The organism is Jiangella alkaliphila (assembly GCF_900105925.1).
Classification (GTDB): domain Bacteria; phylum Actinomycetota; class Actinomycetes; order Jiangellales; family Jiangellaceae; genus Jiangella; species Jiangella alkaliphila.
Map to the genome: position 1 here is coordinate 6,907,855 of NZ_LT629791.1, position 19,581 is coordinate 6,927,435.

Here is a 19,581-nt window from a genome sequence, read left to right on the forward strand (position 1 = left end):
AACCGGGCACAGCCCCCGAGACCCGAGTTGATCATGGAGAAGGTCGGCCCCGGAGGCGCTCGGAAGCCGACTTTCTCCATGATCAACTCGGGTCTCGCCGGCGTCCTGGTCTCAGGTCACGTCCTGGTCCACCGTTACGCCGGCAAACGCTTACCAGGCATCCATGCGTGACGGAGGACCAGGACGTGACACCAGGCCGGCACGCCAACCGTCGAGGTCCTGGGTCTGACGCGCGACCTGGGTCTCAGGCGCGCCAAACGGCCAATCCGGGCCCGCAACCGCGCCTCACACCCAGGACGCGCCCCACACCCAGGAAGCACCCCCGGACCGTCGCCACACTCCCCCCGTCCCCCTGATAGCTGCCGAGTTCTTAGACCCCGGAGGCGCGGGTCAAGTCCAAGCCCCGCAAGCACAGCGAACAATCACCACAGCGGGCGCGGACTTGAGGCGCGCCTCCGGGGCTAAGACCATGGGCAGCAGGGGGACGGCCAACTCGGCAAACCCCCCGCGAACCCCAAGGCCGCACGCCAGAAGTTCACATCTGTGGACACCCACCAAATTTGTTCCACATCCGGGACAGAGTTCTTGACTCTGGACAATTCCCACCCCTATCGTCCAGCGGGAGTGCCCGGTGCGGGGGCCGGCCACGAGTCGCCGTTCTCGAACGATGGGGTTTGCGAATGACCGAGCACAGAGCGTCTGCCCACTCACGTCGAACTGGCGTCACTCACCGGATCCTGCGTCGCCTCGCGCTGTTCCTGGCGCTGGTGATCGCCGTCCCGGTGGTCGCCATACTGCCGGGTTCGGCAGCGACCCAACCCGCTGAGCAGGCCGAACCGCTGGACACCGACCTGCGGGTCCTCCTCTTCTACAAGCCCAACTTCCACGCCTCCCACGTGCAGGCCCGCCAGGCGATCCGTGACCTGGCCGCGGAGCTGGGGACGCAGTACGGCCGGACCGTCGAGATCACCGACACCGACGACCCCTCCGTGTTCACGCCGGAGAACCTGGCCACCTACGACACGCTGGTGTTCGCGCAGACCGGCGGGGTCCTGTTCAACGACGCACAGCGCGACGCGCTCGAGGGGTACATCCAGGGCGGCGGCGGGTGGATGGGCATCCACTACACCGGCTGGTCGGCGGGCACCGTCAGCGAGCACGACGTCAACCCGTGGTACCTCGGGCTGGTCGGCGCGGTCTCCGAGGGACACCCGGAGAACCCGGCTATCCGCCAGGCGACGGTCCGGGTCAGCGCCGAGGACCACCCGCTCACGGCGGGCATCCCGGACGAGTTCGTCCGCAGCGACGAGTGGTATGACTGGAACGTCAACCCGGCGGCGAACGTCCGCACCCTGCTCGAGGTCGACGAGACGACGTACACCGACGGGCGGCACGGCAGCATCCACCCGGTCACCTGGTGCCAGGAGTACGACGGCGGCCGGTCCTGGTACACGTCGATGGGCCACGACGGCGCCTACTTCTCCGAGCCGGTCATGCGCGACCAGATGCGTCACGGCCTCGCCTACACCGCCGGGCTGGTGCTCGCGGACTGCTCCCCGCCGGCCAGGGACAGCGCCGGCGAGTGGAGCCCCGTCACGCCCTGGCCGCTGATGGCGATCAACATGGCGCTCACCCACGACGGCAAGATCCAGTCCTTCGGCAGCACGCCGACCGGCTGCGTCGACAACACCCCGTACGACTGGACCGGCAACTCCTGCGTCGCGCAGGGCGGCCAGTTCCAGACCGACGTGTGGGATCCGGCGACGCCGCGGACGATGGACAACCTCTACGACGGCATCGTCGAGAACGCCACCTACTCCGACCTGTTCTGTTCGATGCAGGTGCACGACCCGAACCGCCGCGCCATGCTCACGGTCGGCGGCGACGACAACCTCGGCGTCCGCAACGACCCGGTCAACGGCTCCATCGGCGTCACCAGCTACTCGACGAGAACAGGGCTGCGCACCGAGGCGCCGATGAACGAGCCGCGCTGGTACCCGACCGGGACGGTGATGCCCAACGGCGACATCGTCGTCCAGGGCGGCAGCGTGCGCGGCGTCGCCGGCCCGGGCGTCCTCATGCCCGAGCGGTACAGCCCCGACGAGGGCTCCGGCTGGACGCTGCTGACCGGCGCGGAGAGCGCGGCCGCCTACGGTGACGGCGGCGGCGACCTCGGTCCGGACGAGAACCGCTGGTGGTACCCGCGGGCGTTCGTCGCACCCGAGAACGGCAACCTGTTCAACATCAGCGGCACCCAGATGTTCGAGCTGGACCCGTCCGGCCAGGGCACGCTGACACTGCGCGGCACGCTGCCGGCCGACGTCGCCAACCAGGGCGCGCTCGGCAACCCCGTCGGCGCCACGTCGACCGCCACCATGTACCGGCCCGGCCAGATCCTGCAGGTCGGCGGCGGCTGGTGGGGCAACGGCGGCGGCCCGGCCGGCGCCCGCGCCGGGTTCACCGTCGACCTCATGACCGACGGCGGCACCGCCGAGCCGGCCGTCGAGGCGACCGAGCCGATGCGCTACCCGCGGCACTGGGCCAACTCGACCGTCCTGCCCACCGGCGAGGTGCTGGTGACCGGCGGCGGCACGCAGAACAACGGCGCCCAGGGCGTCGCGACGATCCCGGAGGTCTGGAACCCGGACACCGGCGAGTGGACCAGCGACCTGGCCCCGTACGCGCACGCCCGCCTGTATCACTCGACGGCGCTGCTGCTGCCCGACGGCCGCGTGATGATCGCCGGCGGCGGCGCGCCCGGCCCGCGCAACTACACCGACGCCGAGTTCTACTCGCCGGCGTACCTGTTCGACGGCGACGAGCTCGCGCAGCGCCCGGCGATCATGAACGCGCCGGACAAGATCGGCTACGACGGCACCTTCGACGTCGACGTGGCCGGCGAGATCTCCAAGGTCGCGCTGGTCCGCAACGGCTCGGTGACGCACGGCTTCAACAACGCGCAGACCTTCGAGGAGCTGGAGTTCGCGCGGACGGCCGAGGGCACGCTCACCGTCCAGGCGCCGGCCGACGGCACCTACGCGCCGCCCGGGTCGTACATGCTGTTCGTCCTCGACGCCGACGGCACGCCGTCGATCGCGGCGATGCTCGAGATCGACCCCGAGACGCCGATGGACACCCGCACCCCGCTGGTCGACCAGTTCGAGTACCCGCGGGTGCCGGCCGAGTGGCGCGGCGAGAACCCGCCGATGACCATCGAGGTCGAGGCCGGCGACGGGCGCCTGGCGCCCTGGTCGGTCGACGACGGGGTCGAGCTGGTGCGCGGCCTGGCGCCCGGCATGGGCGGGCTCGGCGTCGTCGGGTACCACCTCGACCTCGGCGAGTCGGGCAGCCTCACCCGGACCATCGACGGGCTGGTGCCGGGCAAGGAGTACCGGATCGCGCTGAGATACGCCCGCGACAGCAGGGTGTCGGTGGGTGACGGCGACACCGTCAGCGCCGATCTCAGCATCGGGTCGCTGGACACCACGATCACGGCGACCGGCGACGAACCGTCCGGCATCTCCGGGATCCCCAGACCCTCGACGTTCGCCACCTACACCGGCACGTTCACGGCGACCGCGGCGTCCGAGCCGCTGACCCTGACCGGGTCGGGCAGCAGCGCCGGCGTCATCGTCGACGACCTCACCATCCTCGGCGTCGACCCCGGGCCCGACGACGTCCCCGTCCACTACGCGTTCGACGAGGGCGAGGGCGCCTCGGCGGCGAACACCGGGCACGACGACGACACGACCGGTGCCGCGACGCTGACCGGCGCGGCCGGCTGGACGTCGTCCGGCGTGTTCGGCTCAGCGCTCGACGTGCCCGGCGGCGACGGCGACCACGCCGACCTGCCGGACGGGCTGCTCGGCGACGCGACCGACTTCACGGTGTCGCTGTGGGCCAACGCCGACACGCTGAAGAACTGGATGCCGCTGTTCCAGATCGGCAACGGCACGGACACGTACTTCCTGCTGCAGTCGCAGACCCAGGCGGGCGGCTCGACCGGCCTCGCCGCGACGTTCAAGGCCGACGGAGTCGAGGAGCGGCTGACGCTCGGCGCCGGGGTCGACCTCGAACCCGGTGAGTGGACGCACGTCGCGTTCACCATGCGGGGCAGCACCGGCACGCTGTACCTCGACGGCGAGGAGGCGGGAACGAGGGACGACTTCTCGATCGGCCTGCCCGACGTCGGCAACGGCGAGACGACGACCGACAACTACCTCGGCAACAACGACTGGCCCGACCCGTCGTTCGCCGGGCTGCTCGACGACGTCCGCGCCTACGAGACCGCACTCACGGCGGCCGAGATCGAGGTCCTGCACACCGAGGGCGCGGCCGTCCCGACCACGACGAGCCTGACGGTGACCCCGTCGCCGTCGCCGTTCGGTGCGCCCGTCACGGTTACGGCGACCGTCGAGGACGCGTCCGGCGCTCCTGCCGCCGGGCGGGCCGAGCTGTGGCTCGAGCCGGTCCGCGCGGACGACCCAGTGGACCTCAACGCCCGCCAGGGCGACCCGGTGCCGCTGGCCGCCGACGGGACGGTGACGTTCCCGGCGCTGACCGAGCTGGGCCGGGGCGAGTACACCGTCCAGGTCCGCTACCTCGGCGACGACGGGCGGCGTGCGTCCGACGCGTCCGTCACCCACACGGTGGAGCGGCCTCCGCCGGGCGAGGGCGTGCCGATCCACTACACGTTCGACGAGGGCACCGGCGCGTCGGCGGCCAACTCCGGCCACGACCCGTCGATCGGCGCGGCGACACTGGGCGGCACGACGTCGTGGGCGACCGGCGGTCCGCGCGGCGGCGTGGTGTCGCTGCCGGGCGGCGGCGGATCGAGTGACAACTTCGTCCGGCTGCCGAACAACCTGTTCGCGAACATGGAGGACGAGGTCACCGTGTCGCTGTGGGCCCGGCCGACGGCGCTGCCCAACTGGGTGCCGCTGTTCCAGGTCGGCAACGGCACCGACACGTTCCTGCTGCTGCAGTCGCGGACGCAGGCAGCCGGCGCGACCGGCTTCGCGGCGACGCTGAAGGCGCCGGGCAACTCGCTGCAGGAACGGCTGACGCTGGGGGCGGCGAACGACCTGCCCCTCGGCGAGTGGACGCACATCGTGTTCACCATGTCGGGGTCGACCGGGAAGCTCTACTTCGACGGCGAGCTGATGGGCACCCGGACCAACTTCACCCTGGGTGTCGACGACATCGGCGTCAACGGCGTCACCAGCAGCAACTACCTCGGCAACAACGACTACCCGGACGGCCTGTACAACGGGCTGGTCGACGACGTCCGCGTCTACGAGCACGCGCTCAGCGACGCCGACGTCCTGGAGCTGTTCGAGGGCGAGCCGGCCGGCACACCGGTCACCACCGCGACCGTGGCCCCGGCCGCTCCGGACGGCGCCGACGGCTGGTACGTCACCGCTCCGACGGTCACGCTGTCGGCGACCGGCGGCTCCGGGGCCGTCACGACGGAGTACGCGTTCGGCTCCGGCGCGTGGACCACGTATGCCGGGCCGGTGACGGTGCCGGACGGCGTCCACGTCGTGCGGTACCGGTCGCGGGACGCCGGTGGCGCCGTCGAGGAGGAGAAGACGCTCGACCTGAAAGTCGACGCGACGGCGCCCGCCGCCACGTTGACCGGCGTCACGCCCGGAGCGTCGCACGGCCTGCACGAGGTGCTGACGGTGACGGCGGCCGCCGAGGACGCGGGCTCCGGCCTGGCGTCGTCGGAGCTGCGGCTCGACGGCGAACCCGTCGACTCGCCGCTGACGCTGGACCTCGCCGGCCTCACCGCCGGACAGCACGAGGTCGCCGTCGTGGCCGTCGATGCCGCGGGCAACACGACCACGACGGCCGCCGCGTTCACCGTCATGGTCTCCTTCGACACGGTGAGTGCGCTGGTCGAGCGGTATGCCGGTGACGGGCTCGTGCTGGGCAGTCAGCGGCTGCGGCTGCTCGCCCACCTGAACGCGGCCGATTCCGCGGCCGGGCGCGGGCAGGTGCGGCAGGCCGACCAGGCGGTGCAGCGGTTCGCCTCGGAGGCGCTCGCCGTCATCGACGCGACCGCCCGTGCCCGGTTGCTGGCCGCGGCGGAGACGCTGCGGGACCAGCTGAGTCCGTAGGTCGCTCGCGTCGAGGGCGAGTTGCTACTGCTACGGCGGTAGTGACTCGCCCTCGGCGCACGACGGCCGGCGGGCAGAATGGGGCGGGTGTGCGCGTCGCCGACCGTCCTCGTCCTCACCGGGCTGCCCGGCACCGGCAAGTCGACGCTGGCCGACGGGGCCGCGAGGGTGCTCGGCGCGCCGTCCTTCTCCGGCGACTGGCTGCTCGGCGCGCTCGCACCGCACGGCGTGCTGACCGGCCTGGACCGCGCGACGTACCGGCGGGTCTATGCCGATCTGCTGGGGACGCTGGTCACGCGGCAGTTGCTGCTCGGCCAGTCCGCCGTCGTCGACTGCCTGGCCGACGACGCGCTGCTCACGCGGTGGCGCGGTCTCGCCGACGACCACGGCGCGCGGCTCGCCGTCGTCGAGTGCCGGTGCGGCGACGTCGACGTCCACCGGCGGCGCATCGAGGGGCGGAAGCGCGGGATCCCCGGCTGGCACGAGGTCGACTGGGCGCACGTCGAGCGGATGCGCGCCGAGTTCCCGCCGCTCACCGTCGAACACCTGGCCCTCGACACCGCCGTGGGCGACGCCGGCGCGGCGCTGGCTCGCGTCCTCGACTACGCCCGCGGGCTCAGCTCCGGTCCAGCAGCCAGCGGAGAGTAGCCGGGGTGGCGTCGAAGTGACCGGCGTGGGCGGCGTCCGGCGCGCGGGTGATCACCGCGCCGGGGATGCGCTCGGCCAGCCAAGCGGAGTGCGCGACCGGGACGACGGTGTCCAGCTCGCCGTGCCAGAGCGATACCGGGACGGCGATGTCCGCGGGGTCGAAGCCCCACGGCAGACCATAGAGCGCGCGTTCGTCGTCGACCCAGCCGGCGAGGCCGGGCCGCAGCGCCTCGGTGTAGGCGGCCGACAGCATGCCCTGGACGTCGGGCCGGGCCAGCACCGCCTGCTCCGCCGCCGGCAGCAGCTCGCGCAGGTCCGCCGACTCGTTCTCGGTGATGAACGCCTCCAGCTCCGCCCGACCCTGGAGCGCGGCGGCGGCGCTGAGCCGGTTGCTCTCCATCATCCCGTCGGTCCAGTCGAGGCCGTCGGCGTCGCACGGCGCGGTGCTCGCGAGGGTCGCGACCTTCGTCGTCCGCTCGGGGTGCCGCGCGGCGAAGGCCAGCGCGTGCGGTCCGCCGCCGGAGACCCCGAAGACGGGGAAGCGGCCGAGCCCGAGCGCGTCGGCGATGGTGGCAACGTCGTCGGCGGCGTCGACGACCCGCCGGTCCGGCCGCGGCGTGGAGTGGCCGAAACCGGGCCGGTCGAAGGTGATCAGGCGGATCCCGAGATCGGCGAACATCGCGTCGTCGGGGTGCCGCGCCAGCCGGCTCATCGGCGTGCCGTGCGCATAGACGACCGGCGTGCCGTCAGGCACACCCCACTCCTCGACGGCGAGGGTCCGGCCGTCCGCGGTGCTGAACGATCGCATGGCGGCAAGCTACCGGCCGGCCGCGCCGCCGGCCGCCGCACTTAGCTGCCAGCAGATATCGCGCCTCGGCATAGGAGCGGCCCGCGGATGGTTGACCACACCATGACCGACAGCAGTGCAGCACTGGACTACCTGACCCGCACCGGCACCGTCCACCTGGCCACCCGGACCGAGGACGGACGCGAGATCGTCACCAAGATCTGGGCCGTCGTGGTCGACGGACAGGCGTACATCCGCAACGGCTACGGCGACTCCTCGAAGTGGTACCCCCGCATCCGCGGCGCCGGCCGGGCGGCGTTCGTCGACGGCCGGAACCGGTACGACGTCACCGCCGACCTGGTCGACGACGAGGCGACGAACGTCGCGGTCGACGACGCGTTCAGCAGCAAGTACGGCCACTCCGGCTCGTTGCGGATGATGATCACCGGCGACGTCCGCACGTCCACCCTTCGCGTCACGCCGGTCGCCTAGCCGGCGGGGACGTCGACGCCGCCGAGTCGGAGCAGGCGGGACGAGCCCGTGCCGCCTCCTCCGACCGGCGCGCCGCACGCCGCGCACACGGTCGCGACGTGCAGCTCCGCGCCGCAGGAGTGCTCCCACACCGTCGGCGGCGGACCCTGCGTCACGTACCGGTCGCCCCATTCCATCAGCGACAGCAGGATCGGCCGCAGCGCGCGGCCGGACTCCGTCGGCAGGTACTCGAAGCGGCGCGGGTGCTCGTCGTAGAGCCGCTTCTCCAGCACGCCGGCGTCGACCAGGGTGCGCAAGCGGGCGGCCAGGATGTCGCGGCTGCCGCCGGTGTTCGCGACGATCTCGTCGAACCGGACCCGCCCGAGCAGTACCTCACGCAGCACGAGGAAGCTCCACCGTTCCCCGACGACGGCGAGCGCGTTGGCGATCGAGCACTCGGCGACGGCGCCGGTCACGACGCCGCCAGCTGTGGGTAGAGCGCGCCGACGTCGCCCGCCAGTCCGGCCTTGACCTGCCGGCTGACGTCGTCGACCAGCACCTCGAACTCGCCGGCCTCGACGGCGTCGAAGGCGAGCCGGGCCACGTCGCCCGGGGCGGACTTCGGGGCGGTCACCTCCGCTGCCATGTCGGTGTCGATGTAGGCCGAGTGCAGGCCGGTGACGCCGATGCCGCGCTCGCGCAGCTCCAGCCGCAGCGAGTTCGTCTGCGACCAGAGCGCCGCCTTCGACGCGCTGTACGAGCCCGAGATGGCCAGCCACGACAACACCGAGTGCACGTTCAGCAGGTGCCCGCCACCATTGGCCTCGATGACCGGTACGAACGCCCGCGTCACGCGCAACGGCCCGTAGAAGTTGGTCTCGAACTCGGTGCGCACGTCGTCGATCGGCGAGTCGAGGAACGACGCGCTGACCAGTCCACCGGCGTTGTTCACCAGCACCTGCACGTCGCCTGCGGCGTCCACTGCCGCGCGCGCGTCGTCGTCCGACGTGACGTCCAGGCGCAATGGCACCACTCGCGGGTCGTCGGCGACGACGGTCCGCGGGTCGCGCGCCGCCGCGTACACCCGCGCCGCGCCGCGCGTCAGCAGCTCCGACACGAGCGCCTTGCCGAGGCCCCGGTTGCCGCCCGTGACGAGGGCGACGGTTCCTTCGATGCGGGTCACTGTGGTCCGTCCAATCGTTCGATGATGGTCGCGTTGGCAAGGCCGCCGGCCTCGCACATCGTCTGCAGCCCGTACCGGCCGCCGGTCTGCTCGAGCACCGACAGCAGGGTCGTCATCAGCCGGGCGCCGCTCGCGCCCAGCGGGTGCCCGATCGCCGTCGCGCCGCCGTTGACGTTCACCTTCGCCGGGTCGGCGCCGGTCTCGTGCAGCCAGGCCAGCACGACGCTGGTGAACGCCTCGTTCACCTCGAACGCGTCGATGTCGGCCGGCGTCAGCCCGGCGCGGCCGAGCACTTTCGCCGTCGCCGGGACGATGCCCAGCAGCATGAGCAGCGGGTCGTCGCCGACGACGGCGAACGAGTGCAGCCGGGCCCGCGGCCGCAGCCCGAGCCGTCGCGCCGTCTCGCGCTCGACGATGAGGACGGCCGCCGCGCCGTCGTTGACCGGCGACGAGTTGCCGGCGGTGACGTGCCAGCCGATCTCCGGGAACCGCCGCTCCCAGACGTCGGCCCGGAACGACGGCTTCAGCCCGGCCAGCGCCTCGGCCGAGGTGTCCGGCCGGACCGACTGGTCGACGGCGAGGTCGGCGCCGGGGACGGGGACGACCTCGGCGGCGAACCGGCCGTCGCGCCAGGCGGCGGCCGCCCGCTGGTGGCTGACCAGCGCGAACTCGTCCAGCCGCTCGCGCGACAGGTCGTAGCGGGCGGCGATCAGCTCGGCGCTGACGCCCTGCGGCACCAGCCCGTCCGGATACCGCGCGGCGACGGCGTCGCCGAGGAAGTCCTGGCCGGCCGCCTGCGAACCGATCGGGACCCGGCTCATCGACTCGACACCCGACGCGATGGCGACGTCGTAGGCGCCGCTGATGACGCCCTGCGCCGCGAAGTGGACGGCCTGCTGGCTGCTGCCGCACTGGCGGTCGACGGTGACGGCGGGCACCGACTCGGGGAAGCCGGCGGCCAGCACGGCCCAGCGGGCGGTGTTCATGCTCTGCTCGCCGATCTGCCCGACGGCGCCACTGATGACGTCGTCGACGGCGGCCGGGTCGAGGCCGGTGCGCTCGGCGAGCGCGCGGAGGACGGTCGCATGGAGGTCGACGGGATGGACGCCGGCCAGCGCTCCGCCCGGCTTGCCCCGGCCGAGTGGCGTACGGACTGCGTCGACGATGACTGCTTCTCGCATGACACCACTCTAACTGCTGAGTTGGACAATCCAACCCACGACTCCGACGCGCCCTCCCGCGTTGATCTTGGAGTTGTTCGGCAATCGCGGGGCGAAGTGTCCGGTAGATACCCGAACAACTCCAAGATCAACTTGGCCGTAGGGGCGGGAGGTTCGGGGCAGGCGCGGGCGGACGTACACTCGCGGCGTGGACGCCGACTCCGTCGACCTCGACGAGTTCGAGAGTATGGTCGACCAGGCCCTGGAGGAACTGCCCGACTGGGTGCAGGACGCCGTCGCCGGCATCGCGATCATGGTCGACGACCAGCCGCCGGCCGACTGGCACGGCCGTGGCCTGCTGCTCGGCCAGTTCCACGGGGTGGCCCGGACGCGCATCGGCGGCCGGGTGCCGGGCAGCCTGCCGGACCGCATCGAGCTGTACCGCGTCCCGATCCTGAAGGTCAGCCAGACGCGCGACGACGTCGAGGCGCGGGTGCGCAAGGTGCTGGGGCACGAGATCGGGCATGCATTCGGCATCGAGGAGACCCGGCTGCGCGAGCTCGGGTGGTACTGATCGGGGGCACCGTGCAGACTATGTTTGCCCAGGCCAGAGGCCCCTTGCCGCAACATTTCGATGCTGTCTACCGTCCGAACGGACCACCTTCGGGAACTGAACTGACGAAATATCCCGAACGGCTTTTGCCGCCTCCACGCGCCTGAGTAGGGTTACGCAACTGGGGGGCGATCTGTAGCGGCTTCGTGCGAATTTCGCCAGATCTCCCTCCGGGAACCAGAAGGGATCTCGGTCGATCAGCAGGGCTCGGCAAGAGAAGTCGACGGGACGCCGGCGTGGCCAGGGAGCCAGGTCCAGCGGTCCCCGGTTCGGCGTGTCCCGGCGCTCGCCGTCCGGCTGGGTGTTCGACAAGGTCCGCCGCTACCCGGTCGTCATCGTGTGCGCGTTCGCGGCCACCCTCGGCATCACGCTCGGCAACATGCTGGTGCCCAGCATCGACCACGCGCTCGGCATCAGCCCGTTCCCGTCCGCCGACCAGGTCATCGCCTCGCCCGACGACGAGTCCGACCGGCCGTCCGGCAGCGCCGACCCGGACGAGACGCCCACCGACGGTGACTCCGCCTCCGCCGATCCCGACGACGACGGTGACGGCGGCGGCGGCGACGGCCAGTCCGGTGACGACGACGGCGGCGACTCCTCCGACGAGCCCGACGCCGAGCCGGGTGGCGGCGACGGCACCGGCTCCGGCGACGACGAGCCGTCCGACGACCCCGGCGAGACCGAGTCCGACGGCCCCGGCGACACCCCGTCCGGCAACGACCCGTCCGACGAGGCGAGCGACGACGCCACCGAGGTGCCCGGCACCGACTTCCCCACCGACCGGCCGTCCGGCTCGCCGACCGATGACGACGACTCGACGCCCACCGACAAGCCGACCGTCAGCAAGCCGACGGAGACGCCGTCGAACGAGGACGACGACGAACCGTCCGACGACGAGGACGACGAGAACGAGGGCATCTGCCTCGAGATCGACCTCTCGCCGCTGGAGCTGGCGCTCTGCCTGCTCGGCGGCGGCCAGGCCAGCCCGTCGCCGGTGCCGTACCTGCCGTTGCCGACACCCACGCCCACCCCGACGCCCGAGGCGACGCCGGAGCCCTGAGGGGTCAGCCGAACGTCCGGTCCAGGTGGGCCAGGCCCAGCCGCGCGTACTCGGCGGCGCCGCTGTTCTCGACGCCGTAGGCGATGTCCTCGAGCAGCGCGCACCGCGCGTAGAACGCGATCCGCTCCGGCCCGACGGCGTCCGCGTCGCCGCCGTAGCGGGCGACGATCCGCTCGACGACGTCCTGGCCGAGGTCGCGGTACAGGCGGCCGAGGTCGACGGCGGGATCGGCGATCGCCGCGTCCGTCCAGTCGATGACGCCGGTGATCGCCCCGCCGCCGACCAGCACGTGCTCCGCGCCGAGGTCGTTGTGGCAGAACGTCAGCCGCGGCGGCGGACCGGGCGGCGGCGCGGCGAGGAACGCCTCGACCCGGCGCCGGTCGGCCGGCGCGACGACCGCGGCCGCCGTCTCGTAGGACGTCGCCGCGGCCGCCAGCCACTCCGCGCCCGGTGCGTCGTCGACCTCGACCAGCGCGGACAACGCGCTGTCCGCGTCGTGCAGGCCGGTGAGGAACTCCGCCAGCGGAGCAGCCAGTGCGGCGGGGTCCGCGACCGGGTGGAACAGCAGCGGCGCGCCCGGCAGCTTGCGGTACGCGAGGATGCCGGTCGGCTCGTCGACGAACACCGGCTCCGGCACCGGCAGGCTGGACACCGCCGCGACCGCCGTCAGCAGCGCCGCCTCGTGCCGGGCCGCCGCGAGCCGCACGCCGGGCCCGTCGTCGCGGGACCGGCGCAGCACCAGCTCGCCGCCGATCTCGTAGGCGATGTTGTCCAGGCCGGCGCCGAGCGGAACGACCGGCGCGCCCGCGTAGCGGGGCGACTCGCGGGCGAGCGCCGCGCGGATGTCGTCGAGCATGCTGGCGAACGTACCCGCCGTCCGCGAGACTGCAAGACATGCCGAGCAAGGTCAACGTCGACGTCGAGGGCCGCACCCTGGGTCTGAGCAACCTCGAGAAGGTGCTCTACCCCGAGACCGGGACGACCAAGGGCGAGATCATCCAGTACTACACGCACGCGGCGTCCGCGCTGCTGCCGCATCTGCGCGACCGGCCGGTCACCCGCAAGCGCTGGCCCAACGGCGTCGAGGAGGCGAACTTCTTCGAGAAGAACGCCCCCCGCGGCACGCCGTCGTGGGTGCGGACGGCCGAGCTGCCGTCGCCGGGCTCGACGATGGACCGCGAGACCGTCGTCTACGTCATGGCCGACGACCTCCCGACGCTGGTGTGGCTGGCCAACCTCGCCGTGCTCGAGCTGCACGTGCCGCAGTGGACGGTGTCCGCCGATGGCGTGGGGACGAACCCCGACCGGCTGGTCGTCGACCTCGACCCCGGCGAGCCGGCCAACGTCATCCAGTGCTGCCAGGTCGCGCTGCTGCTCGGCGAGCTGTTCGACGACGCCGGCCTGCCGTCGTACCCCAAGACCAGCGGGTCCAAGGGCATGCAGATGTACGTCGCGCTCGACGGCTCGGCGACGTCCGACCAGGTCAGCGCCTACGCGCGCGGGCTGGCGCAGCGGCTGGAGGGCGAGCACCCGAAGCTGGTGATCTCGCGGATGGAACGGGCCGCGCGCGGCAACAAGGTCTTCATCGACTGGTCGCAGAACAACTCCGCCAAGACGACGGTCGCGCCGTACTCCGTCCGCGGCCGGGCCCGCCCGACCGTCTCGACGCCGCTCACCTGGGACGAGGTCGAGGCCGGCGCCCGCTCGACGGCGACGAAGCGGCTGCCGCTCCAGTTCGACATCGACGACGTCCTCGGCCGCCTCTCCGACGACGGCGACCTCCTCGAGCCGATGCTGAGCGAGGCGTACGCCCTCCCCGCCCCCGACGACGCCTGACGCCTGCCCGCACCTAAGTTGATCATGGAGAAGGTCGGCTCTGGCGACGGTTTTGAGCCGACCTTCTCCATGATCAACGGGGCCGCGGGGCGGGGCGTCCGCCCACCCGTCCGTCAGCCGTAGGTGACGGGGCCTTCGGGGAGGCCGGGCAGCAGCCCCTGCATCTCGTCGCGGCTCAGGCCGGTCGCCAGCAGGACGTCGACGGCGAGGGAGCGGACCTGAGCGATCACGATCTGCCCGGCGAAACCGCCGGTGTGGTCCAGCGCCTCGGTCGCCATGCGGGCGGCCTCGACGGCGGAGACGCGGGCCTCGCGCGACTCGTCGCCGCGTTCGAGGTCGATGCGGAGCAGGCGAACGGCGCCGGCCAGGGCGCGCAGCGACTGCGGCAGCACCTTCGGCACCGGCTCGTCGCGCTGCAGCAGGCTGATGACGTGCCGGCACAGCACGCGGGTGTTGCGGGTCATGTGGTCCAGCGGCGTGGCGACGTCGAGGTAGGCGGCGAGGTGACCGCGTTTCTGCCAGCGGACCGGTGCGATGCGGGCCACCTCGTTGGCACCTTCCAGCGCCGAGTGCATCGCGTCGACGTCGGTCTGGGTGTCGCGGGCGCGCTCCAGGGCCTCGGTGGCCATCGTCCGGTCCCGGTCGGCGAGCGCGTGCGAGGCCGACTCCAGCACCTCGGCGACGGTGGTGAGCAGCGGGTCGATCTGCCGCCGCGCCGCGGAGACCGGGTTCAGCGGCAGCAGCAGGATGCTGATCGCCAGCCCGACGCCGCAGCCGACCAGGGCGTCGACGAAGCGGTCGAGGTTGAGGCCGGTCGGGTCGGCCGGCGCCAGCGCGACGACGAGGACGGCGGACGCGCCGGCCTGGGTGACGATCAGCGGGCCGCCGTTGACCAGCAGCGCCGCGATCATCGCCAGCGCGACGACGAGCGCCAGCTGGACCACGCCGCCGCCGATCCACGACACCAGCAGGTCGCCGACCAGCACGCCGACCGCGACGCCGCCGACCAGCTCCAGCACCCGCGGCAGCCGCTGCCCCAGCCCGCCGCCGAGGACGATCAGCGCGGAGATCGGCGCGAAGAACGGCTGGGTGTGGTCGATCGGCGGGATCGTCGCCAGCCACCAGGCCAGCGCCGCGCCGAGCGCCGACTGCACGATCGGCAGCGCCGTGAGCCGGACCCGGCGCAACCGCGTGCCGGCGCTCTCCTTGGACCGCTGCGCCAGTGCCTCGAGCGCCTCCTCACGCCACTGCGAGGACGGGTTCTCGGGCGCGGCGGGCACATCCCCGATCGTAGAGCGCCCGCAGCTCGTGACACGTAGACTCCGGCGCCGTGACGACGAGCAAAGTGTGGCGTAGCGGCCTGACCGCGGCCGGGCTGGCGCTGGTGCTGGCCGGCTGCGGATCGTCCGACGACGGAGACGGCGGCGACGCGGGCTCGACGGCGGCGCCGTCCGCGGCTCCCTCGGGAGCGTCCACCGAGCCGGCCGAGGACGAGCCGGACGACCCGCTGCTGGCCGCGCTCGAGTCGCTGTCGCCGGACTTCGAGGGCGCGACGTCCTGCACCGCCGAGACGCCGCCCGAGATCTACGACGTGAGCGGCGAGGGCCTGCTCACCGGCGCCGAGTGGTACGGCGAAGCGCAGCCGGACGCCCCCGGCGCGCGGCCGGACACGGCCTACGTCGCCGACTTCTGCCTCCCGCCGGAGGGCGACCTGAGCCTGCGGGTCGAGCTCGACCTGCTCGAGTTCGCCGACGAGGACGCGGCGGCGGCCTGGCTCGACGAGCTGGGGGCCGCGACGTCGTTCGGTCAGGTCGTGGTGCGCGGCGAGGCGCCCGAGCCGAGCCCGTGCTCCGCGGACAACCCGAAGGTCGCCACCGCCGCCCAGTCGGCCGCCGGCGAGAACGCCGTCGACGTCGTCGTCACGGATCCGTGCAGCCCGGTGGAGTCCTTCCCCGACCTGGACTGGGAGCACCCGCGGTACAGCTTCGGGCAGGGCGGACGCTGGATCGTCATCGCCTACGCCGAGCAGTCCGGCGGCGGCCAGACCGAGGTCAGCGACGGCCAGATGACGATGCAGCTGACCCGGACCCGCGTCGTCGACGAGGAGAGCCAGACCGCTGTCGTCGAGACCCTCACCGAGGAACTGGCCGATGCCTAACCGGCTACAGGTACAGGCCGGTCTGGCCGTCGGACAACCGCTCGGACGCGACGGCGTGCAGGTCGCGCTCGCGCAGCAGCACGTAGGTCTCGCCGCGCACCTCGACCTCGGCCTTGTCCTCGGGGTCGAACAGCGCGCGGTCGCCGACCTCGACCGTCCGCACGTTGGCGCCGACCGCCACGACCCGGGCCCACGCCAGCCGCCGTCCCATCGCGGCCGTGGCGGGGATGACGATGCCGGCGGACGAGCGGCGTTCGCCGTCCTCTCCGTCCTGGGAGACCAGCACGCGGTCGTGCAGCATGCGGATGGGCAGCTTCTCGGGGTCCTGGGCGGTCACAGTTGTAGAGGGTACGTCCGGACGGCGATCAGTGCCGCCGCGCCCGCCACAGCAGCAGCCCGACCACCAGCGCCGCACCGGCGACGGCGCCGAGCACCTCGAGCCGCGGGCTGCCGTCGGGCGTCGTGAGCCGCGCCCGCAGGCCCGCCGTCCCGTCCTTGACCAGCCGCGACGGCGTCAGCCGCGTCGTCAGCTCGTCGATGTTGGCGGACAGCCGCTCGGTGCGGGCGGCGATCTCGGTCTCGATCTGGCGCACGCTGCGGCCGCGCTTGGCCAGCTCGGCCTGCACCTCGGGCGCCATCGGCATCGGCTGGCGCGACGCCGGCAGCACGGGCTCGGTCGGGCTCTGATCCGCGGCAGACACGGATCTACCGTACCGATGCGACTGTCCAGTCGTATGGATACGGTGTGAACGTGACTGACTCGCGACTCTCCCCGGGCGACGCCGCGCCCGAGTTCACTCTTCCCGACGCCGACGGCAAGCCCGTCTCGCTCACCGACTACCGGGGCCAGCGCGTCGTCCTCTACTTCTATCCCGCCGCGATGACCCCGGGCTGCACCACGCAGGCCTGCGACTTCCGCGACAACCTCGCCTCGCTGCAGGGCGCCGGGTACACCGTCCTCGGCGTCTCGCCCGACGCGCCGGCCAAGCTGGCGCAGTTCCGCGAGCGCGACCACCTCACCTTCCCGCTGCTGGGCGACGAGAGCCGCGCGACGCTCGAGGCCTACGGCGCATACGGCGAGAAGAAGCTGTACGGCAAGGTCGTGCAGGGCGTCATCCGGTCGACGTTCGTCATCGACGCCGACGGCAAGGTCGAGAAGGCCATGTACAACGTCAAGGCGACCGGGCACGTCGCAAAGCTCCGTCGCGACCTGGGGCTCGACGCGGCGTGACACGTGCCCGCCTGCGCACCGTCCTCGCCGTCGCGCTGATCGTCCTCGGCACGCCGCTGCTGCTCGCCGGCGCGGCCACCGCCGTCTACGTCGGCCCCGACGACACCGTCGAGTACGCGCGCGCCGACGTCTCCGGCGAGGGCTCCGTCGCGGCCACGGCGGTGGACATCGCGACGGTCACCGGCCCGGTCCTGCACGTCAGCGCGCGGATGGCCGACGACAGCGACGTGTTCGTCGGCGTCGGGCACCGCATCCACGTCGACTCCTACCTCGACGGCGTCGGGCAGCAGACGGTCACGGCGGCGGACCTGCGCGGCGAGGTCACGTCGTCGTCGGAGCCCGGTGAGGCAGCCCCGGCCGCGCCGCCCGGCGACCTGGACTGGTGGGAGTCCCGTGCCTCCGGGCCGGGCTGGCAGGGCGTCTCGTACGAGCTGACCGACGAGCCGGTCCGCGTCGTCGTCATGTCGCCGTCGGCGTCCGGCGAGCCGCTGGACGTCGAGCTGAGCCTCGGCGCCGAGGTCGACGGGATCTTCCTGACCGGGGTGCTGGTGGGGGTCGGCGGGCTCCTGCTGATCGCCGGCGGCGTCCTGCTGATCTGGCTGCGGCGGCGACGGCGCAAGCGCAAGCTGCGCGCCGTCCCCGACGAGAAGAAGACGCCCGAGGAGAAGAAGGACGAGCCGCCGGGCGACCCGCACGCACCCTTCAAGAAGCCCGCCGAGGAGCCGGAGAAGGAGAAGGTCGCGACCGTCACGCCGCTGCCGAAGCGGCCGCTGCCCGAGCGCACCCCGCCGCCCCCGGCGCCCGCCCCGCCGCCGAAGCCGTCCGCCCGCATCGCCGTCGTGCTCGGGCTGACCGGGCTGGTCACCGCCTGCGCCCAGGTGCCGGGCGAGGTCGACGAGGGCGCGCGCGACGCGCTGATCCCGGCCATCACGACCGACCGCGCCGAGAGCTTCTTCGAGCAGTACAACGAGGTCGTCGGCGCGGCCGCCGGCGGCACCGGCGACGCCCCGCTGGCCGAGGTCGAGGGCGGCGCGCTACTGGCGACGTCGCAGTTCGCGGCCGAGCAGCAGCAGGCCACCGGCGTCGCGCCTGAGTCGCTGCCGACCGACCTCACCCCGTCGGTCGTGCTGTCGCCGCAGGTCGGCGAGTACCCGATGTGGGCGGTCGTCACCGGCGAGGCCTCGGCCGGCGGCGCGGCGTCGTGGTACCTCCTCACCCGCGAGAACGCCGCGTCGCCGTGGCTGGCCACCCTCGCCGTCCACCCCGCCGAGGGCACGTCCGTCACCGCTCCGCTCACGGCCGACGGTGCCGCCGTCGTCGCCGACGATGCCGCCGCCGCCCGCGGCGACGAGGTGCTCGAGGTGCTGCGCGCCTACGGCGAGACCGGCGAGGAGCCCGAGGGCATCGACCTCGCCTTCGCCGACGGCCTCACCAACCTGCCCGCACACGGCCTGCAGCTCGACACCGCCCCGCCCGAGTTCGGCACCGCGTCGCGCAGCTGCGCCGTCGAGAACGCCGGAGAGGTCCACTGGCTGCAGACCGAGTACGGCGCCGTCGCGCTGGCCTCGATCAGCTGCACGCAGTCGGTGACGGTGAACCCCGGCTTCTCCGTGGTGATCGAGGAGGCCGGCCTGGGCACCATTCCGGGCGGTTCGCAGATCTCGCAGGCGGAGATCTCCCAGAACGCCACCTTCATCCTCTCCGTCGACACCGACGGATCCGCGACGGTGGTCGGGCAGCGCATGCAGCCCATCGGCATGACCTGGTCGCTCCCCTGACCCAGCCGCGGAGCCCGGGTGCCCTACGATGGCCGATGCGCGGGAGTGGCGGAATTGGCAGACGCGCGACGTTTAGGCCGTCGTGTCTTCGGACGTAGGGGTTCAAGTCCCCTCTCCCGCACCGGGCACTCCAAGGCCGACGGTGCCCCCGCGGTTCTGTCCGGGGGTCGTGGTGTGATCTCCACCAGCACCGTGCTGCGCCGCGACGGCATCCCCCCTGCCCCGGCCTGACGCCGCACACCGTCGAACCATCAGGGGGGAACGACATGGGCATCAAGGACAAGCTGCTGGACCTGTGGCAGCGCGACGCATCCGCCGTGGTGCACGGCTGGCTGCCGGGCACCGGCACGACGTACGGCGTGGGCGAGACCGGCCGGCGCTATCTGCAGGTCAGCTGCCTCGACCTCGCGATCAGATACGACCGCCAGCGGCTCGGCGAGCGCCGTCCCGTCCTCCAGTCGCTGGTCACGTGACCAGACGGGAACGAGCGCATCCCCGTCTCGCGCACGCTCGGCCCGTCCAGCTTCACCGGTC

Annotated in this window: 18 protein-coding genes and 1 tRNA gene; 11 read left to right on the forward strand and 8 right to left on the reverse strand. The window is 72.7% G+C overall.

What is annotated here, in order from left to right:
• Positions 1 to 680 precede the first annotated feature (680 nt).
• Positions 681 to 6,122, forward strand: a complete 5,442-nt coding sequence (locus tag BLV05_RS31815; protein ID WP_052762424.1) for a LamG-like jellyroll fold domain-containing protein — start codon at positions 681 to 683, stop codon at positions 6,120 to 6,122.
• A gap of 87 nt (positions 6,123 to 6,209) precedes the next feature.
• The gene (locus BLV05_RS31820; RefSeq protein WP_160312738.1) at positions 6,210 to 6,770 is read left to right on the forward strand and encodes an AAA family ATPase; all 561 of its coding nucleotides are present in this window, start codon (positions 6,210 to 6,212) and stop codon (positions 6,768 to 6,770) included.
• Here BLV05_RS31820 and BLV05_RS31825 read toward each other — a convergent pair.
• On the reverse strand, positions 6,739 to 7,578 hold the full coding sequence (locus tag BLV05_RS31825; protein ID WP_046768655.1) for an alpha/beta fold hydrolase: 840 nt from the start codon (positions 7,576 to 7,578) through the stop codon (positions 6,739 to 6,741). The two genes, BLV05_RS31820 and BLV05_RS31825, sit on opposite strands and share 32 nt — an antisense overlap.
• A 102-nt stretch (positions 7,579 to 7,680) precedes the next feature.
• On the opposite strand from BLV05_RS31825, the gene BLV05_RS31830 reads away from it, so the two are divergent.
• On the forward strand, positions 7,681 to 8,049 hold the full coding sequence (locus BLV05_RS31830; RefSeq protein WP_046768654.1) for a DUF2255 family protein: 369 nt from the start codon (positions 7,681 to 7,683) through the stop codon (positions 8,047 to 8,049).
• Here BLV05_RS31830 and BLV05_RS31835 read toward each other — a convergent pair.
• From BLV05_RS31835 to BLV05_RS31845, 3 genes are read right to left on the reverse strand one after another with little or no spacing between them, the layout of a single operon-like run.
• Positions 8,046 to 8,504, reverse strand: coding sequence for a winged helix-turn-helix transcriptional regulator (locus BLV05_RS31835; RefSeq protein ID WP_046768653.1), 459 nt, complete (start codon positions 8,502 to 8,504; stop codon positions 8,046 to 8,048). The genes BLV05_RS31830 and BLV05_RS31835 overlap by 4 nt on opposite strands.
• Positions 8,501 to 9,211, reverse strand: coding sequence for an SDR family oxidoreductase (locus tag BLV05_RS31840; protein ID WP_046768652.1), 711 nt, complete (start codon positions 9,209 to 9,211; stop codon positions 8,501 to 8,503). The genes BLV05_RS31835 and BLV05_RS31840 overlap by 4 nt, the downstream gene beginning before the upstream one ends.
• Positions 9,208 to 10,392: a thiolase family protein gene (locus tag BLV05_RS31845; protein ID WP_046768651.1), complete on the reverse strand. Its 1,185-nt coding sequence runs from the start codon at positions 10,390 to 10,392 to the stop codon at positions 9,208 to 9,210. Before BLV05_RS31845 ends, BLV05_RS31840 begins: the two co-directional genes overlap by 4 nt.
• A gap of 187 nt (positions 10,393 to 10,579) precedes the next feature.
• On the opposite strand from BLV05_RS31845, the gene BLV05_RS31850 reads away from it, so the two are divergent.
• The gene (locus BLV05_RS31850; protein WP_052762423.1) at positions 10,580 to 10,945 is read left to right on the forward strand and encodes a metallopeptidase family protein; all 366 of its coding nucleotides are present in this window, start codon (positions 10,580 to 10,582) and stop codon (positions 10,943 to 10,945) included.
• Positions 10,946 to 11,258: 313 nt separating this feature from the next.
• Entirely contained in the window at positions 11,259 to 12,044 is a 786-nt protein-coding gene (locus BLV05_RS31855; RefSeq protein ID WP_046768650.1) for a hypothetical protein, read from the forward strand.
• Between the two features lie 4 nt (positions 12,045 to 12,048).
• Here the strand turns inward: BLV05_RS31855 and BLV05_RS31860 are convergent, their stop codons facing one another.
• Complete coding sequence (locus BLV05_RS31860; protein ID WP_052762422.1) at positions 12,049 to 12,900, reverse strand: phosphotransferase family protein; 852 nt, start codon at positions 12,898 to 12,900, stop codon at positions 12,049 to 12,051.
• A gap of 38 nt (positions 12,901 to 12,938) precedes the next feature.
• On the opposite strand from BLV05_RS31860, the gene ligD reads away from it, so the two are divergent.
• Positions 12,939 to 13,880, forward strand: coding sequence for a non-homologous end-joining DNA ligase (gene ligD, locus BLV05_RS31865; RefSeq protein ID WP_046768649.1), 942 nt, complete (start codon positions 12,939 to 12,941; stop codon positions 13,878 to 13,880).
• Between the two features lie 113 nt (positions 13,881 to 13,993).
• Here the strand turns inward: ligD and BLV05_RS31870 are convergent, their stop codons facing one another.
• Entirely contained in the window at positions 13,994 to 15,160 is a 1,167-nt protein-coding gene (locus BLV05_RS31870) for an FUSC family protein (protein ID WP_046768648.1), read from the reverse strand.
• 50 nt (positions 15,161 to 15,210) lie between these two features.
• Between BLV05_RS31870 and BLV05_RS31875 the strand changes: the two genes are divergently transcribed.
• Positions 15,211 to 16,038, forward strand: coding sequence for a hypothetical protein (locus BLV05_RS31875; RefSeq protein ID WP_157524364.1), 828 nt, complete (start codon positions 15,211 to 15,213; stop codon positions 16,036 to 16,038).
• 4 nt (positions 16,039 to 16,042) lie between these two features.
• On the opposite strand, the gene BLV05_RS31880 is transcribed toward BLV05_RS31875, so the two are convergent.
• Entirely contained in the window at positions 16,043 to 16,339 is a 297-nt protein-coding gene (locus BLV05_RS31880; RefSeq protein ID WP_046768746.1) for a GroES family chaperonin, read from the reverse strand.
• Between the two features lie 64 nt (positions 16,340 to 16,403).
• Complete coding sequence (locus BLV05_RS31885) at positions 16,404 to 16,739, reverse strand: DUF3618 domain-containing protein (protein ID WP_083421454.1); 336 nt, start codon at positions 16,737 to 16,739, stop codon at positions 16,404 to 16,406.
• Positions 16,740 to 16,789: 50 nt separating this feature from the next.
• Here BLV05_RS31885 and bcp point away from each other — a divergent pair, with 50 nt between their 5' ends.
• From bcp to BLV05_RS31905, 4 genes are all read left to right on the forward strand, one after another.
• Positions 16,790 to 17,269: a thioredoxin-dependent thiol peroxidase gene (gene bcp, locus BLV05_RS31890; protein WP_046768745.1), complete on the forward strand. Its 480-nt coding sequence runs from the start codon at positions 16,790 to 16,792 to the stop codon at positions 17,267 to 17,269.
• Positions 17,266 to 19,047 (forward strand): hypothetical protein, encoded by a 1,782-nt coding sequence (locus tag BLV05_RS31895; RefSeq protein WP_046768645.1) that lies wholly within the window; start codon positions 17,266 to 17,268, stop codon positions 19,045 to 19,047. Before bcp ends, BLV05_RS31895 begins: the two co-directional genes overlap by 4 nt.
• Positions 19,048 to 19,086: 39 nt before the next feature.
• Positions 19,087 to 19,168 (forward strand) — tRNA-Leu (locus BLV05_RS31900).
• 145 nt (positions 19,169 to 19,313) lie between these two features.
• Positions 19,314 to 19,520 (forward strand): hypothetical protein, encoded by a 207-nt coding sequence (locus BLV05_RS31905; RefSeq protein WP_046768644.1) that lies wholly within the window; start codon positions 19,314 to 19,316, stop codon positions 19,518 to 19,520.
• Positions 19,521 to 19,581: the final 61 nt, after the last annotated feature.

Coding starts and splice junctions, on each gene's coding strand:
- BLV05_RS31825 (WP_046768655.1), bottom strand. CDS start 7,578: ATGCGATCGTTCAGCACCGCGGACGGCCGGACCCTCGCCGTCGAGGAG.
- BLV05_RS31860 (WP_052762422.1), bottom strand. CDS start 12,900: ATGCTCGACGACATCCGCGCGGCGCTCGCCCGCGAGTCGCCCCGCTAC.
- BLV05_RS31905 (WP_046768644.1), top strand. CDS start 19,314: ATGGGCATCAAGGACAAGCTGCTGGACCTGTGGCAGCGCGACGCATCC.
- BLV05_RS31880 (WP_046768746.1), bottom strand. CDS start 16,339: ATGCTGCACGACCGCGTGCTGGTCTCCCAGGACGGAGAGGACGGCGAA.
- ligD (WP_046768649.1), top strand. CDS start 12,939: ATGCCGAGCAAGGTCAACGTCGACGTCGAGGGCCGCACCCTGGGTCTG.
- BLV05_RS31845 (WP_046768651.1), bottom strand. CDS start 10,392: ATGCGAGAAGCAGTCATCGTCGACGCAGTCCGTACGCCACTCGGCCGG.
- BLV05_RS31830 (WP_046768654.1), top strand. CDS start 7,681: ATGACCGACAGCAGTGCAGCACTGGACTACCTGACCCGCACCGGCACC.
- BLV05_RS31815 (WP_052762424.1), top strand. CDS start 681: ATGACCGAGCACAGAGCGTCTGCCCACTCACGTCGAACTGGCGTCACT.